This window comes from Streptomyces misionensis (genome assembly GCF_007896895.1).
Taxonomy (GTDB): Bacteria; Actinomycetota; Actinomycetes; order Streptomycetales; family Streptomycetaceae; genus Streptomyces; species Streptomyces misionensis_A.
Map to the genome: position 1 here is coordinate 2,089 of NZ_VOGW01000144.1, position 15,058 is coordinate 17,146.

Below are 15,058 nucleotides of genomic sequence, written 5' to 3' on the forward strand. Positions count from 1 at the left end.
TCGCGCGTCGCGGACGCGCATCGGCCACTGGTCCCTGGGCCGTACGCCCGGCGGCTTGCCCCAGCCCGCCAGGTGGAGAACCCAGGTCACCGGGACGCTCACCGCCGCCAGGACCAGACCGCCGACGACCACCGGCAGCGCGGCCGCGCACACCCCCAGCCCCACCACGCAGCCGCCCACGGCCGCGACGCCGAAGCCGGTCCAGCCGGCGATCGTGTGACCCTCGTCGTACAGACTCATATGGCCGCCTCCCCAGGGCGAGACACGAGTTTCCTCACGAGCTAAGACGTTCAGAGCTGAATATCTCACAGAGTAAGAGGTAGGCACAGATGCCGGGCACGCCCCACCCGTCGGCCACCCCCGCCGAGGCCCTGTCGGCGATGGACCACCTCATCGCGGCCCATCTGATCGGCCAGCAGGAACTGGCCCGGCGTCTGGGTCTGACCGTCACCGACCTGGTCTGCTTCACCTTCGTCCGGCGGGCCGGCGAGGACCTGCTCACCGCCGGCGACCTCGCGGCCCGCGCGCACGTCACCACCGGCGCGGTGACCGGCATCCTCAACCGCCTCGAACGCGCCGGGTACGTCACCCGCCGCCCGGACCCCAGGGACCGCCGCCGGGTCCGCGTGGCCGCCGTACCGGAGGCGGTCGGCCGGGTCGAGGCGATGTACGCGGGCCATCAACGACGCCTCGCGGCCCTGCTCACCGACTACGCCCCGGACCAACTGGCGGTCCTCACCGACTGGTTCACCCGTTCCACGGCCCTCGCTCACGAGTACCTGGAGAAGCTCAACCGCGACGATCCCACGGAAGAGTGCTGAACCGGCGCCGGAAATTCCGAGCACGGCCGGCCGGGCGCGGGATAGCCTCCCCTGTCATTTCTCCGAGGGTGGAGGGCAGCAGCGTTGTCAGCCCGTTCCGGCGCCTGTCCAGCCGGGCTCGCAAGACTTCTTCTCGCCCTGTCGGCCTCGGAGTTCGGCGACAAGCTGGTCCAGGTGGCGTACGCGCTCATCGCGGTGCGGACGGGGTCGACGATGTTTCTCGCCGCCGTACTCGCCGCCCAGACCGTCCCGGTCCTGGCGCTGACCCCGCTCGTCAGCGCGCGGGGCTGGATACGGTCCCGTACGGCGTGGCGGGCCGGGCTGATCGGTCAGGTGGCGGCGTTCGCCGTCGCGGCCACGATGGCCGGCGACCGGACGGCCGTCCTGGCCGGTGTCCTCGTCGCCTCGTCCTGTGAGGCCCTGACCATGCCCTTCTCCCGCTCGCTCCTGCATGCGCTCAGCGACGGGCGGCAGGCCGAGCTGGCCAGGTGGTGGGCGGTGTCGAAGGCGGGCGCCGGTGCCGCGGGCATGGTCCTGGCGGGGCTCGTGGTGGGCCTCTCCGGACCGGGCCCGGCCTTCGCGCTGAACGCCCTGACCTTCCTGCTCGTCCTGGCCGTGGCGTGGTCCCCCCGGGTTCCGGAGGACGGCGCCCGGAGCCACCGCAGCGCGACCGCGGGCTTCCGCGGCCTGCTGTCCCCGGGTGCCTTCGGCGCCCTCGGCCTGCTCTGCGTGACCACCATGCTGCTCACCACCAGCCTGGAGGGCGTGTCCGGCCCCTTCATGCTGGCCCGGACGCCCGGGTACGACGCGAACGGGCTCGGTGTGGTGATGGCCTGCTGGGCCGTGGCCTCCATGATCACGGCGGCGGCAACGCCCAAGCGGTTCACGGGCGTCCGGCTCCTGCTGCCCCTCACCAACGTCCTGGTGGCCCTGGCACTCGGCCTCCCGAGCCTCGGCCTCCCCTTCTGGACCGCCGCCGCCACCTTCGCCCTGGGCGGCATCAGCAACGGCGTCTTCAACCTCCTGCTCACCCGCGTCATCTGGTCGGGCATACCGGCCGAGAGCCAGCCCCACGCCTGGGCCGCCTTCAACTGGCTCCTGAACGCTTCCCTCTTCCTGAGCTTCGCGACCGGCTTCTTCGTCCACGCCCGTCACGCGCCGGCACTGCTGGCCGGCGTCTCGGCGGTCTGCCTTGCCGCGGGATGCCTGTACCTGTCGCTACTGGCGCGGGCACCCAAGTCGGCACGGGCGATCGCCTGAGCCGCCCCGCGGCCCTACTCCGTCCAGCCGTTCTGGCCGCTCTGGTCGCTCTGGTCGTTATGCCCGTTCTGGCCGTTGTGTCGACAGTCGGCGGCCGCGGGCGTGTCACGGCAGAGCAGGTCCTGATGGGACTGCGCCGTGGCACCGCCGAAGACGATGACCGCGGTCAGAACGACCACGACGGCCTGGACGACCACCGTCACGACGGCTCCGGCCCGCGCGGCGATCGCGGTCGCCACGATCGCGACCACGCCGACTGCGCCGACGGCCGACAGGTAGGGCCACAGCGGGGCGGCGTCGGCGGTCTCGGCCGGGTCGAGCTCGAACCCGGTCAGGAACCACAGCCAGAAGATCCCCGCCAGGGCGATCAACTCCAGGAGCAGCAACGCACATCCGACCCCGACGTCGGCACCGAGATCGGCACGGCGGTGCGCCCTCGGTCCGGTGGTCGCGTCGAAGGCCGGCGGGGCGACGGGCAGATCCATGCCGACCAGTTTGCCCGGGCGGCCGAACGGGTGCATGGGTACCGGTACTCAGCCGGGCCACGAGAACCGACGGTGTCGATGCCCGACAGGAATTCTGGGGCTGTACGGGGGAAAACGCGGGCGCTGCAGCGCGCCTAGTAATCGTTCGACGCCTACTGTTCGCCATCCTGGCCACTAAAGCCCGAGATTCGGCATCAGAAACGACGAAAGGTCGACCGCGTGAAGCTCGCCAAGCGTTTTGCCACGATCAGCGTCGCCACTACCGCGGCAATTCTCTTCGGTGCCGCCGGCGCCCAAGCCCAAAGCGACGGAGGTCTCCTCTCGATTCTGGGCGACATTCCGCTCCTGCGCATGCCCTACACGATGGGGTCGGCCGGTCTTGGCGACACCTCCGCTGGCGCCCAGACCACCACCAACAACAACACAAACAACAACAACGCGGGCGGCCCGAACAACAACAATAACAACAATGGGGGTGGCACGAACAACAACAATAACAACAACAACGGCGACAGCCAGACCCAGGGGAACGGGGCAGGACTCCTCCCGCTTCTGGGCAAGTCCCTCTTCAACTTCCAGGTGTGCTACCCGAAGGGGCAGGTCGGGTCGGGCAACACCTTCACCGGGAACCAGAACATCAACTGCCACCAGAACTGAGACGCCGCTCTCGATAGGGAGCCGAGGCCTCTTCAGAGACACAGAGCAGTCCGGCGGCCGAGTGGGGTTCCATCGGCCGCCGGACTGTGAAGTTCAGCCGTTGTTGTTGTTATTGTTGTTGTTCCCGCCCCCACCGTTGTTGTTGTTATTGTTGTTGTTGTTCCCGCCTCCGCCGTTATTGTTGTTGTTATTGTTGTTGTTCCCGCCCCTCCCGTTGTTGTTGTTATTGTTGTTGTTGTTTCCACCCCTGCCGTTGTTGTTGTTATTGTTATTGTTGTTGTTGCGGTGGTGGTGGTGGCGTCCGCCCCTACCGTTGTTGTTGTTATTGTTGTTGTTGTTCCCGCCGCCGTTGTCATTCGGCGTCGTCACGTGGGCGACTGTAGGCGTCGGAGCCGCGAAGGCGGCGGAGGGGGCCAGAGCGCCTCCTGCTGCCAGAGCAGCCGATGCGGTCAGCACCGCCGCACGCTTTGCAACCTTCTTGAGCATGGCGATCTCTTTTCGATGAGTCCGGCTCGGTCGAGTTCGCAGCCCAATTCGATTCGATTGGGCCATCGGTTCCACGTGGCGAATCGGTTCGGTCACACCAATTCGCCCGCACCAGCCCCGAAATCACGGCAGTTGATGAGTTCTGGTGAAATCGTCCCCCAGAAGCTGGGCGCTTTTCCGCCAGCATGCCTCTGCCGCAGTCGGGGGCACATCGGGTGGACACCCCAAGTTCCACCCGGCACACCCCACATCCCAGTCCGGGGATTCGCCGCATCACCCACCTGCCAAGCCGTCTTGATCGGCTCCGATCTTTTGCACGGTTCCGGCCACGGAGAGAAAATGGCTGGTGATGGACCTGCTAGAACGAGAGGCCGTGCTCCAGGAGCTCACCGGTCACCTGCAGGCGGCCTCGGTCGGCCCTGGACGACTGGCACTTGTGCGCGGCGAGGCCGGCATCGGCAAGACCAGCGTCGTCAACCGCTTGGCCCAACTCGCCGACCCCCGGATCCGGATCCTGGTCGGCGCCTGTGACCCGCTGGCCACTCCCCGCCCCTTGGGCCCTCTGACCGACCTGGCTCCGCGTCTGGGCCGGCCGGTGCGCGTGGCCCTGGCCGGGGCGCTGGACGGCACCTGTCGTCCCGACGAGGTGTTCGACTGCCTGCTCGCCGACCTGAACTCCTACCCCAGCCTGTTGGTCGTGGAGGACGTCCACTGGGCCGACGAGACCACGATGGATCTGCTGCGATATCTGGCCAGGCGCCTGCCGAGCGTGCCGGCGCTGGTGGTGGCCACCTACCGCGATGACGAGATCGGTCGCACCCACGACGTGACCGCCCTCCTGGGCACCCTGGCCGGATACCCATGGGTGTACCGCCACGACCTGGCGCCGCTGAGCCGTCGGGCCGTGGCCCGGCTGGCCCGCGGACACATCGTCGACGCCGAACAGTTGTTCCACGATTCCGCCGGCAACCCGTTCATCGTCACCGCGATCCTGAACGCCCCTGCGGAGCCCATCCCCGCCACCGTGCGCGAGGCCGTCGCCGGCCGCCTGGCCGGCCTGTCGGCCGCGGCGCGCGGGGTCGTCGACGTGCTGGCGGTCCTGGGGCGCCGCGTCCCGCTGCCACTGCTGGCCGGCCTGCTGCCCGCCTCGGAGGCAGCGCTCGATGACGCCGTGGCCGGCGGACTCGTACGGACCGACGGTCAGGTGATCGAGTTCCGCCACGAGCTGACCCGGCTGGCGGTGCTGGAGTCGGTCCCCGCCGCCTGCCGTCTGGAGGTGCACCGGCAGGCACTGGCGGCGATGCGGTCCGGCCCGGTCGCCGCGGGCGATCTGGCGCTGCTGGCCGATCACGCCGAGGGTGCCGGGGATCCGGCCGCCGTGTCGGAGTACGCGCCCGCCGCGGCCGCCCACGCCGCCGCGTCGGGCGCGCACCGAGAGGCAGCCGCCCAGTACGCCCTGGCCCTGCGGTACGCCGACCTCCTGCCGCTCGATCGAAGGGCCTCCCTGCTGGAGGGCCATGCGAGGGCCTGTCTGCTGTCCGGCAGGCTGGATGAAGGGATCGCCTCTCGCCGTACCGCGCTGGAGCTGCGCCGCACCCTGGGCGACCGGCTGCGCGAGGGCGAGGATCTGCGCCTGCTGTCGCGCTGGCTGTGGCCGTGCGGGCGGACCGCCGAGGCCGGACGGACCGGCCTGGACGCCGTACGGGTGCTCGAAGGGCTGGGACCGAACCGGGAACTGGCCCGGGCGTACCTGAACCTCTGTCAGCTCGCCTGCTACCGGCACGAGGAAGCGCGGGTGACCGCCGCATACGCCGAGAAGGCGATCGATCTGGGCGAGCGCTTCGGCGATGCGGGGGTGGTCGTCCAGGCCCGCTTCCATGCCGCGGCGGCGGACATGCTGAGCAACGGGTCCGGCTGGGAGGAATGCGAACAGGCGGTGTCCAGCGCGATGGCGCAGGGCCTCCCGGAGGACGCGGGCCTCCTGGCGCTCGTCATGTGCTGGTTCACCGCACTCCGGCGCGATACCGCCCGGACGACCGCGGCAGTGGACCGGGCGGAAGCCCATTGCCTCGATCACGGTCTGGCGGCCTATCTGCTGTGCGCGAGGGCCTGGGCCGGCTGGGGACTGCTGAGCCGGGGCTCGTGGGCCCAGGCCGCCGACGCCGCGCGGGGGGTCCTTTGCCATCCCGGCCCGCCGCCCGTCGCCCGGGCTCTGGCCCTGACCGTCCTGGGCCTGGTGCGGGCCCGCCAGGGCAAGGCCCGGTCATGGCCACTGCTGGAGCAAGCGGCGGGCCTGGTCGACACGGGCTGCCTGCTGGACACGGGCCTGGGGTGGGAGGCCCGAGTCGAGGCGGCCTGGCTCGGCGGCGATCTCGAGCGGGTGCGGACGGAGGCGCAACGCGGTCTGGACGCCCTGGCCGGGCGGCACCACCCCTGGCTGTCCGGGCCCCTGGCCTGCTGGATCCGCCGTGCCGGAGGAACACCCCCGCGGATTCCCGAGGCCGGACCCTACGCGCTGGAACTGGCCGGCGACTGGGCCGGCGCGGCGGACCAATGGGACCGGCTCGGCTGCGCGTACGAGGCCGCACTGGTACGTCTGTCCGGTGACGCCCCGGCGCTGCACCAGGCTCTGGCCACCTTCGAGGCCCTCGGCGCCCGGCTGGTCGTGGCGCGCACCCGCGCCGTGATGCGCGCCCGCGGCGTCCGCCCGATCCGGCGTGGCCCGCGGGCGGCCACCCTGGCCAATCCGTACGGGCTGACCGTCCGGGAGATGGACGTGCTCAAGCTGCTGGACGAAGGCATGTCGGATGCCGAGATCGCCGCCCGTCTCTACATCACGCGCAAGACCGCCGGGCACCACGTGGGCGCGGTACTGGCGAAACTCGGCGTCCACTCCCGGCAGGAAGCCGCCCGCAAACTCCACGATCCGAAACCCTGACGGGTATCCGCGAAAGGGGCGGACGAAAATGCGGAAAGCAGCCTTACTGAGCGTCAGTCTCCTGGTCGCCGCCCTCGGTTGTACGGCGTTCTCCCCGGCGCCGGAACCGCAGGCCGGACCCAGGGAGTCGGCAGTCCGGTGTTACGCGACACACCGCAGTCCGGACGCGACCGTGTGTTACCGGCATTCATGGAAGGCCGAGTACAGACACGGGGACATGGTCTACGTCCCCACCCTCGTCCAGGTGCCCGCGCCGGCCCGTCCGACCTCCGTGACGATCGTCGACAGCCTGGACGACATCCACCCGTCGGAGGCCTGAGCGCGAGAGCAGAAACGCCAGAGGCCCCGGATTTCTCCGGGGCCTCTGTTCTGTGCACTCGGCAGGATTCGAACCTGCAACCTTCTGATCCGTAGGCGTGTGCGCCCCATAAACGCGCTGTCCCGAGGACGGGCATTCGGCTGATCGCGCGCAGCAATCACGCAGCGGACAGTGCGCGGTCGCACTTCGATGTGCGCCACTGTTGATGTCAGTGGTTGATGTCAGGGAGGGGTTCGGGAGCTGGGGTTTCGTCTGTGAAACCGTGCTCCGCCGGCCGTGTGGGACGCTGGGCGAGCCACCCGGACACCCGAGGCCCACCGTTCACCGCACCCCCTTCGAGCACTGTCCGAACATGCTCGAAACCTTGGCGCTGGTAGTAAGCCTGTAGCCCCTCGTTGGTCGTCCACGCGTCCAGCCGCAACCACTTGGCACCGGCTTGATAGGCGCGGTCTCCCGCCCAGTCGAGCAAGCGTCCGCCAACGTTCTGCCCTGCGTGTGTGCGGGCCACAGTGAGCTTGTTGATGTACAGGGACGGTTCTGCCAGTTCTTGAGCCGTCCAGAGACCGGCCTCGGCCTCGGGCGTCAGAGTGATGGTGGCCGCGGTCACGCCACCGTCCTGAACCATGAAGACGGTTCCCGCCTTAATGGTCTCCAGCAACTTGTCGGCCGGGTAGGGGCGTTGCCACTGGTCGGTGCCGAGACGGGACAGCCAAGCCGCCGCTTCCTGCCGGAAGGCGAGCAGCTTGGTCACGTCCCCTGGCTGAGCTGGGGTGATGTTCACTGAGACTCGTTCTCCTGCCGGGCGGACAGGTCGCCGATCTCGTAGTTCATCTGGTTGAGGTCACCCCGGAACGTCGTGACGGTGCAGCGGATAGGCCGATCCGCCGAGTAGCCCGTGCGCGTCCAGAGCAGCACCGGGACGCCAGGACCGGTCTCCAGAAGACGCGCTTCTTCGGGGGTCGGCATACGCGTAGCGATCTCATCGAAGTACCCGACCTGCTCAATTCCTCGGGACGCTAGGTACCTCGTTGTGCCCTCTTCGATGTCGCCCGGTTCCGCTAGCCGAGGGGACTCATCCACGAGCCACGCCGGGTAGTACGTAGCCTGCGTCGACCACGGCACGTCGTCCACGAACCGATGGCAAAACCGCAGGACCGTTTTGGAACCGACCTCGACCTTGAGCCGCGGAGCGATGTCTTTTGGCGCGAGGGAGACCTCGACCCGGAACGTCTGATGAGGTCGGCGGCCGGCATTGGTCACGTCGGTGTTGTACGCGTCGCCGTTCTGCGGGAACTCCAGGTTCTCGAACCGAGACGCGTTGAGCTTGAAGACCTCGTGCGCCCGTACCTCGTACCCGAGCCCTTGGCTGGACGTGATCAGACCCTCACTGACCAGCAGGCTAAGGCCGTTCCGCACGGTGTTACGGGAGGCATCGAAGCGCTGCTGGAGGTCGTTCTCGGACGGCAGCCGCGTCCCTGGCGGGAAGAGGCCGTTGTCGATCTCTCGGCGCAGTGCGTCCGCCACCTGTCGGTACTTCGGCTGCTTGTTCATGCCTCCATCATGACGCACTCGCGCAACTCGTTGGTACATGTTGACCCCGATCGCTTGACGGCTCACTGTCCGTGGGTGCAGCATCACTACATCAGCTCGTACCAACAAGCTGAGCAGGTGGTGCAACACCATTGAGTGTGCCCTACCTGTGCTGTGTCGGTTCGGGATTGCTCGTGCAGTTGGGGCCCTGAGCTGGTCGTTACTTGAGAACTCCATAGGTGGGCCCCGTCTCCCCGAGTCGAAAAGACGGACTGCACGGCATAGGGCCGTGCCTCCTTGTCCCTGCGATCTGCGGGAGGTCGGTGTGAACCGACGACATAGCTGGGCGCCCCGGTACGCGGACCGGCCGGCGGCGCCCTTTCCTCTCGGTCCGCTTCCTGGATCGCGGCGCTTCGCGCTGCGGCCGGCTGCCTCTCTCGCCCGTCCGGTCCCGCACTTGGTGCGGTGGTCGTACGGGCGGGGCGTGGGGAGCCGGACTTACCCGCTTCAGCGGCTCGCGGCTCCGGTGCTGGCACACCGGAGCCGCTGTTGTTCGGGCCGTTCCCGTCTCACTGGAGTCCATCCCATGAAGTACATCGTTGCTGGTCATGAGGCCACCACCGGCGCGGAGTTCGCGGAACTGGCGCTGGGCACCCCCCTTGAGCTGTGGCTCGGGGTCGAGGGCGAGAGCGCCGAGGAGTGCGCGGCTCGCCTGGACGCGGCGCGCGACATCCTCTCCGACCCCGAGTTCAGCGAGCTGCCCGACGACCTGATCCGCCTGGCCGCGCGGGTCGTCGAGGACCACTCGGACCTGTTCAACGTGGTCCCGCTGGTCCGCCCCGCCCGTCGCCGCGTCACGCGTAAGGGGGTCGCGGCATGAACGAGGGCCTGACGCTGGACGGCCTGGCCGTGCCGCTGCGGGCGCTGCGCCTGCTCGCTGCGGACTTCGGGCACCTCGCAGCCCCGACCGTCGGGGTGACCACCGTCTGGCCTGACCGGCTGGAGTTGTCCTTCCACGGCGACCTGGCCGGCTTCGAGGCGTGGCGTGACGCGCTGGGTATCGCCCCGGACGCCGTGACGCACAGCACGCAGAGCGGCGGCCGGACGCGCGTCCTGCTCGCGTATGGCCAGTACGCCGGCGCCACGGTAAAGCTGGTCGCCTACGCCGACGTGCCCGCCCCGGCGCTGGCCGGAGCGGCTGCCTGATGGCGGCGCTCGCTGACTGCTTCGACCCGACCGGTGCCCGGCACGGCATCCCCACCTACCCCTGGCGCTGCGCGCCGGACGGCTTGGCCACCCGGCGGCAGTTACGAGCCCGTGGCCTGCGCCCCGGCGGTCAGCCGGTCGCCGCGCAGACCCTCCGCCCCCGTCGCCGACGGGGGCCGCTGGTCGCCTACCTCTACCGGCTCGACCAGGCCAAACCGGTCCGGCCGATGACGGAGGCGAAGCGCCAGGCGCTGGCAAGCGCGATGCGCGCCCGCCGGACCTGCCCGCAGTGCCGCACGGACGCCGGCTACGTCATCCCCGCATCCCTCGGGGTGTGCGTCCCCTGCGCCTACCCCGACGACCAGCGCACCGCCTGACCAGCCTGGTCAGGCGATCATCCTTCCGACAAGGAGACAAGCAGTGAAGCATCCCCCGGAGAAGTCCCTGAGCTGGGGCCAGACACTCGTACTGGGCGCCACGGCGCTGCCCATGGTCGGCTTCGGCGGCCTGGGCGCGTGGGGCACCTACAGCAACATCACCTCCGTGTTCCACCGCTCCGCCACCGCGCTCGGTGTGGTCGCCGCGGGCGAGGGCGCCACGCTCGTCCTGGCGCTGACCCTGGTGGGCCTGACCATGCTGGGCCAGTCCTCCCCGACGGCCGTGCGCCTCGGGCTGTGGACACTGCCGGCGGTGGCCTCAGCCACCGGCGCGGCCGTCGCGCCGACGGGCACGGAGTCGGTGGTCTTCGCCTTCACCCCGATGGCCATGTGCGTGGCCGCGGAGGGCATGGGCCTGCTGGCCCGCCGGATCGTGGTCTACCGCACCGGGGTGGACGCCGAAGCGCAGCGCCGCAACGCCGCGGTCGTGCAGAAGCTCGCCTACCACCGGGCCCGTGCCGCGAACCACCCCGAAGAAGACGCCCGCAGGGACTCGGAGCTGAAGTCGTGGAAGCTCGCTAAGAAGGTCGGTACGGGTGACGCGCTGCTCGGGGCGCACCTGGTCGACGTCCAGCGCGAGCGGATGACGGCCGGCGCGGACGCCGCGCTCGCGGGCATGTTCGCCCTGCCCGTCACGGCCCCCGTCGCGCGCGTGACGGCCGCTCCCGAGTCGCCCGCCGTCGAGGCTGTTGGTGAGGGGGGCGTCACGGGCGTCACGCCTGCCGTGACGGAGGAAGACACGCAGGTCACGGCCGAGTTCGAGACCGTTCCGGCCGTGACCGTCACGCCCGTGACACCTCCCGTCACACCCCCCGTGACGCTGGAGGAGATCGCGGCCGTAGCCGGCGTGCCCACCCCGCAGCCCGGGGAGCCGCTGACGGATGAACAACTGGTCGTTGTGCTGCGGCACCTGCGCTACAGCGACGACCCGCCGCTGTCCTACCGCCAGGCCGTGACCGGCTTCCGCGAGGGCGGGTTCGTCGGCGGGGAGCAGCGCGTCCGCAAGGCGTGGGGATCGCTGATGTCCCACGAGGAATCCGACGCCTAACCCAGCGTCCGGCACCACCAATGACGGCCAGCCCAAGGCAAGTGGGCTGGCCGCCGTTGCGACTGCCGGAAGCAGTCGACCGCACCAGTGAAGCAGACCCGGTGAGCCCCGGCGAGCGGCACCCCCGCAGACCCGGCGCGCAGACCCGGTGAGCATCTCCCGACAATCCGCCAGCCGTGCCCACAGCGCGGCCGGCCCGCACCGACACGCAGGAGATCGACCGTGACCACGCAGACCGCCACCGGCGCCGCCCGCGCTCGGCAGGGCCAGGGCACGCACCACTTCATCATCACCCTGGAGAAGCCGGGGCTGTTGTCCGCCACACAGGAGGGCACGTTCACGCCCCCGCCCGGCGGCACCCGCCAGGACGCCTACCGGCTCATCTACCGGTCCGTCACCGACCAGAACCCCGCCCTGAACGGAGCTTCGGTCGGGTTCTTCCTGTTGGAGCCCAACCAGCTCTGACCCGCGCTTCATACCGCGCGAAGGCCCGGACGCTCGCTTTGGACGGCATGACGCCCGGGCCTTCGCTGTCCTCCCTGAAGGAGTGGCTATCAGCATGACGGAACTCAGCACCGAGCCGGTAGCCGTCGAGGCCCCCGCTCCCCAACCTCCCCCGCTCGCATCCGCGTCCGCACCGACGGAGCAGGCCCCGGCTGCGGCCGGGGTGGAGCACACACCCGGTGGGTGGCCGATCGTCCCGCTCGCTCTGTCCGGGGCGAACAGCACCGTGGGCGCCATCGCCGCCGCCGGCCTGGCCGGCGGTCCGATCGCGGCCATGGTCGCCGCTACCGGTGCCGTTGTCCTGGGCACCGTTGCCACCGCCCGCTCCCGCAGGCCCAGCCCTCGCCGCGACGCCCGCCGGGCAGCGGCCCGTACGGCCGGCCGCAGCGCAGCCCGCAGTGCGGGCCTGCGCCACGGCGGAACCGGCGCGGACGGAAGGTCCGGCAGCGGTTCCACCGGCCGCCGCACCGGCCGTAGCAGCGGCCGGTCGGGCAATGGGCGGGGCCAGCACGGCACCCGCCCCACCGCCCGCCACTCCAGCACCGCCGCTGGTGGGGGCAAGGGCGGGGCGGCTGGGCACAGCCGGTTCAAGCGTGCGGCCGACGGCATGGGCAAGGGTGCGGGCCGTGTGCGGCAGATACGGGCCCTGCGCGATGCACAGCATGCCGCGGGCGGGTCGCGGGCCGACCGGCGGACGCAGACGTCGGCCGCGCGGCGTGCGGTGGCCGACGCCCGCCGAAACGCCCGGGCCACGGCCGGCAGTCAGCGGCCGGGCAGGAGTGGGAGCGGTGCCGGCCGCCTGTTGGGCGGCGCTGCCCGCAGGGCCCGCGCTGCCCGTGACACCGTGGTCGCCCGGCATCGCGCCCGCCGCGACGCCCAAACCGACGGCACCGTCGCCGCACGGCGTTCGGGGCTGCGCAGGGCTCCGGCGCGTCGGGCGGCCCGTCAGGCGTTGCGGCGTTCTGCCGCGCGGTTCCACGGGCGCCGGCTGCTGGCCGCGCTGCTCGCGCTGCCGGTCGGTCTGCTCGGACTCATCACCACCCCGCTCGGCCGCAGGCTCGGCCTGCCGTGGCTGATGCACCCCGGCCGGCGCCTGTTCCGGCGGCTGGCCGGGGTGGCGGCCGAAGAGCGCGCCGCCCGCGATGAGGCGATCCGCGAGCAGATGGCAGAGCAGGAGGCCGCCGCCGATGAGGAGGCGGCCGAGGACGGCACAAGCGGGATCGCGGACAGCGTCGAGCGGCCCGCGGCCACGGTGCCCGTCAACAGCACACCCGAGGTGAGTGAAGGAGAGAACGTGTCCGGTTTCCGGTTCGAAGAGGCCGCGGCCGAGATGGAGCAGGCCGCCAACTCCTACGACCCCGAGGACTGCATGGAGATCCTGGCCATGGTCGAGGGGCTCCCGGCTGCGCTGGCCAGCGTGGCGAACGTGATGCGAATCCTCGCCGAGCGCTCCGACTCCGAGTTCCCGCTAGAGAAGGAAGTCGCCGCCGGGTTCAACGACATCTTCGGCGCCCTGATGAGCGCCGTCGCGGTCGCGGAGGACATGGGCCCGCTGTTCCGGCAGGTCCACGCACAGGACATCGCCCGGCACGAGGACCCCCGCAACGGCCACGAAGCCGAGAAGGGCTGGAACGTCTGACCATGACCACCCCCGCCACCAACCACAGTGGCCCGGTACTGGACTGGAGCGCCGGTCACGGACCCGTGACCGGCGCCCTGTCCGCCACCACCGGAGCCTTCGCCCTCGCCACCACCGGCGCCGCCACCGGCATGCCCCCCGGCTGGGCCCTCGCGGTCGGCGCGGCCGGCGCCCTGGGCCACACCGTGGCCGGGCTGCGCGCACGCAACGCCGGCCGCACCCTGGCCACCCGCGCCGCGTCCTGGCTCGTCGGCGCCGGCTGGACCACCTGGGCCATCACCCACGGCCCGCTGACCTGGGCCGCCCTCGGCTCGCTGGCCACCATCGGCGTCGGCATCGGCGCCGCCACCCGCTCCACCAACCTCCACGAAGAAGCCCGCGAGGAAGAGGCGATCGCGGCCGAGCAGCGGCAGATCAACGCCGAGCTGTCCGCCGAACGCCGGACGATTGCCGCCGAGTGGATCGACCGAATCCAGCGGGTGTGCTCCATCACCGTGCGCGTGGTCGGCGTCGAGAGGTGGGAGACCGGCACCGGCTACTCCATCGACGCCGAACTCCCGCCCGGCGGCGCCACCTGGAGCAAGATCGCAGCCGAGTCACCGCGGCTGTCCGCGGACGCGCGACTGCCGCACGGCTGCACCGCCACCGCGTCCCCTGGCATCCACCAGGGCCGCGTCATCATCGACGTGACCACGGTCAACGTGCTGGAGCAGGAGCGGACCTACCCGTCCGAGTACGGGCCGCTGTCCGTGTACACCGGTATCCCCTGGGGCTACCGCACCACCGCCGAGGAGATCCGCGCTCACCTGCGTGAACAGTGCGCGCTGATCGTCGGTCCCACCGGCTCGGGCAAGACCAACATGGTCCACACGATCCTGGCCGGGTTCGCCCGCGCCGAGGACATGCTGACCTGGGTCGTCGACCTCAACGCCGGGTCGGCCGGCCTGCCGTGGGTTCTGCCCGCCCTGAACGGGGAGATCCACGCGCCCGGCGGCGGGCCCGTGCGACCGGGTATCGACTGGCTCGCGGGGACGTTCGAGGAAGCCGTGACCATGCTGGACACCGCTATCAAGGTGGCCAAGCAGCGCAAGATGGGCTACCAGGACCTCCTCGCCCGCCACAACACCGACCTGTTGCCCATCAGTCCCGCCGTCCCGCAGATCATGCTGGTCATCGATGAGGGCGCGGAGATCCTGGCCAGCGGCGACCGTGACATGCGCAAGCTCGGGGAGAAGATTCTGGAAGTCATCCGGATCGCCCGCGCCATGGGCGTGCGCACCGTCCTGACCGCCCTGGGTGCGACCGGGAGCGTGCTGGGCAACCTGATGATCCGGCGGGAAGCCAAGGTCCGCGTCGCCCTGACCGGCGGCGAGACCGAGGGCATGGACCTGTCCAAGATGTTCCCCGGCACCCGCGGACTGCGCGTCGAGCAAGCCCCCTACAAGGGATCAGGGTTCATGGGCACTCCAGAGTCCCCGGCCGCACTGTTCAAAGCGTGGCGAATCCTGCCGAACCAGATCCGCGAGATCATCGCCGCCACCTCCGACCGGCACCCCCGCCTGGACAACATCTCCGCCAAAGCAGCCGGCCCCGCCTACGCCCGCCGCTGGGACGCCGACCGCACCGCCTGGATGCACGACCACGTAGTCGAGGAGGCGCCGGGGTCGGCGGCAGGGCCGGGCGCGAGCCGGTCAGGCCTGAACCTCTCCGCACTGCGCAGCGACAGGC

16 protein-coding genes are annotated in these 15,058 nt (G+C 70.6%); 11 read left to right on the plus strand and 5 right to left on the minus strand.

Annotated features, from left to right (window positions below; all coding sequences use genetic code 11):
• Nucleotides 1–240 (minus strand): HGxxPAAW family protein (locus FRZ03_RS24770; protein ID WP_315902663.1); only part of this gene is annotated, 240 nt, incomplete at its 3' end.
• 89 nt (nt 241–329) lie between these two features.
• Between FRZ03_RS24770 and FRZ03_RS24775 the strand changes: the two genes are divergently transcribed.
• Both FRZ03_RS24775 and FRZ03_RS24780 read left to right on the plus strand, forming a co-directional pair.
• On the plus strand, nt 330–821 hold the full coding sequence (locus tag FRZ03_RS24775; protein WP_146467351.1) for a MarR family winged helix-turn-helix transcriptional regulator: 492 nt from the start codon (nt 330–332) through the stop codon (nt 819–821).
• A gap of 84 nt (nt 822–905) precedes the next feature.
• On the plus strand, nt 906–2,081 hold the full coding sequence (locus tag FRZ03_RS24780; RefSeq protein ID WP_146467352.1) for an MFS transporter: 1,176 nt from the start codon (nt 906–908) through the stop codon (nt 2,079–2,081).
• 14 nt (nt 2,082–2,095) lie between these two features.
• Here the strand turns inward: FRZ03_RS24780 and FRZ03_RS24785 are convergent, their stop codons facing one another.
• Nucleotides 2,096–2,566, minus strand: coding sequence for a DUF6234 family protein (locus FRZ03_RS24785; protein WP_146467353.1), 471 nt, complete (start codon nt 2,564–2,566; stop codon nt 2,096–2,098).
• Nucleotides 2,567–2,785: 219 nt separating this feature from the next.
• On the opposite strand from FRZ03_RS24785, the gene FRZ03_RS24790 reads away from it, so the two are divergent.
• Nucleotides 2,786–3,223: a hypothetical protein gene (locus FRZ03_RS24790; RefSeq protein WP_146467354.1), complete on the plus strand. Its 438-nt coding sequence runs from the start codon at nt 2,786–2,788 to the stop codon at nt 3,221–3,223.
• A gap of 93 nt (nt 3,224–3,316) precedes the next feature.
• On the opposite strand, the gene FRZ03_RS39300 is transcribed toward FRZ03_RS24790, so the two are convergent.
• Nucleotides 3,317–3,709, minus strand: a complete 393-nt coding sequence (locus FRZ03_RS39300) for a hypothetical protein (protein WP_186785591.1) — start codon at nt 3,707–3,709, stop codon at nt 3,317–3,319.
• 349 nt (nt 3,710–4,058) lie between these two features.
• Here FRZ03_RS39300 and FRZ03_RS24800 point away from each other — a divergent pair, with 349 nt between their 5' ends.
• The gene (locus FRZ03_RS24800) at nt 4,059–6,647 is read left to right on the plus strand and encodes an ATP-binding protein (RefSeq protein ID WP_146467355.1); all 2,589 of its coding nucleotides are present in this window, start codon (nt 4,059–4,061) and stop codon (nt 6,645–6,647) included.
• Between the two features lie 527 nt (nt 6,648–7,174).
• On the opposite strand, the gene FRZ03_RS24805 is transcribed toward FRZ03_RS24800, so the two are convergent.
• Together FRZ03_RS24805 and FRZ03_RS24810 are read right to left on the minus strand one after the other, a co-directional pair.
• Nucleotides 7,175–7,747, minus strand: a complete 573-nt coding sequence (locus FRZ03_RS24805) for a GNAT family N-acetyltransferase (RefSeq protein ID WP_146467356.1) — start codon at nt 7,745–7,747, stop codon at nt 7,175–7,177.
• Nucleotides 7,744–8,517 carry a GntR family transcriptional regulator gene (locus tag FRZ03_RS24810; RefSeq protein WP_146467357.1) on the minus strand — a complete coding sequence of 258 codons (774 nt, stop codon included), beginning with the start codon at nt 8,515–8,517 and terminating at the stop codon, nt 7,744–7,746. Before FRZ03_RS24810 ends, FRZ03_RS24805 begins: the two co-directional genes overlap by 4 nt.
• Before the next feature lie 565 nt (nt 8,518–9,082).
• Between FRZ03_RS24810 and FRZ03_RS24815 the strand changes: the two genes are divergently transcribed.
• The 7 genes from FRZ03_RS24815 to FRZ03_RS24845 form a co-directional block, all read left to right on the plus strand.
• Nucleotides 9,083–9,376 carry a hypothetical protein gene (locus tag FRZ03_RS24815; protein ID WP_146467358.1) on the plus strand — a complete coding sequence of 98 codons (294 nt, stop codon included), beginning with the start codon at nt 9,083–9,085 and terminating at the stop codon, nt 9,374–9,376.
• On the plus strand, nt 9,373–9,702 hold the full coding sequence (locus FRZ03_RS24820; protein WP_146467359.1) for a hypothetical protein: 330 nt from the start codon (nt 9,373–9,375) through the stop codon (nt 9,700–9,702). The genes FRZ03_RS24815 and FRZ03_RS24820 overlap by 4 nt, the downstream gene beginning before the upstream one ends.
• Nucleotides 9,702–10,079 carry an RRQRL motif-containing zinc-binding protein gene (locus FRZ03_RS24825; RefSeq protein ID WP_146467360.1) on the plus strand — a complete coding sequence of 126 codons (378 nt, stop codon included), beginning with the start codon at nt 9,702–9,704 and terminating at the stop codon, nt 10,077–10,079. Before FRZ03_RS24820 ends, FRZ03_RS24825 begins: the two co-directional genes overlap by 1 nt.
• 43 nt (nt 10,080–10,122) lie before the next feature.
• The gene (locus FRZ03_RS24830; protein WP_146467361.1) at nt 10,123–11,187 is read left to right on the plus strand and encodes a hypothetical protein; all 1,065 of its coding nucleotides are present in this window, start codon (nt 10,123–10,125) and stop codon (nt 11,185–11,187) included.
• A 222-nt stretch (nt 11,188–11,409) separates the two neighbouring features.
• The gene (locus tag FRZ03_RS24835) at nt 11,410–11,652 is read left to right on the plus strand and encodes a hypothetical protein (protein WP_146467362.1); all 243 of its coding nucleotides are present in this window, start codon (nt 11,410–11,412) and stop codon (nt 11,650–11,652) included.
• Between the two features lie 991 nt (nt 11,653–12,643).
• Entirely contained in the window at nt 12,644–13,330 is a 687-nt protein-coding gene (locus tag FRZ03_RS40535; RefSeq protein ID WP_261399330.1) for a hypothetical protein, read from the plus strand.
• A gap of 2 nt (nt 13,331–13,332) precedes the next feature.
• The coding region (locus tag FRZ03_RS24845; RefSeq protein ID WP_146467364.1) for a hypothetical protein at nt 13,333–15,058 on the plus strand (1,726 nt) is incomplete at its 3' end.

What these genes read in the sequence shown, in the direction of transcription:
- FRZ03_RS24810 (WP_146467357.1), bottom strand. Translation starts at nt 8,517, where the DNA reads ATGAACAAGCAGCCGAAGTACCGACAGGTGGCGGACGCACTGCGCCGA.
- FRZ03_RS24815 (WP_146467358.1), top strand. Translation starts at nt 9,083, where the DNA reads ATGAAGTACATCGTTGCTGGTCATGAGGCCACCACCGGCGCGGAGTTC.
- FRZ03_RS24825 (WP_146467360.1), top strand. Translation starts at nt 9,702, where the DNA reads ATGGCGGCGCTCGCTGACTGCTTCGACCCGACCGGTGCCCGGCACGGC.
- FRZ03_RS24775 (WP_146467351.1), top strand. Translation starts at nt 330, where the DNA reads ATGCCGGGCACGCCCCACCCGTCGGCCACCCCCGCCGAGGCCCTGTCG.
- FRZ03_RS24820 (WP_146467359.1), top strand. Translation starts at nt 9,373, where the DNA reads ATGAACGAGGGCCTGACGCTGGACGGCCTGGCCGTGCCGCTGCGGGCG.
- FRZ03_RS39300 (WP_186785591.1), bottom strand. Translation starts at nt 3,709, where the DNA reads ATGCTCAAGAAGGTTGCAAAGCGTGCGGCGGTGCTGACCGCATCGGCT.
- FRZ03_RS24800 (WP_146467355.1), top strand. Translation starts at nt 4,059, where the DNA reads ATGGACCTGCTAGAACGAGAGGCCGTGCTCCAGGAGCTCACCGGTCAC.
- FRZ03_RS24785 (WP_146467353.1), bottom strand. Translation starts at nt 2,566, where the DNA reads ATGGATCTGCCCGTCGCCCCGCCGGCCTTCGACGCGACCACCGGACCG.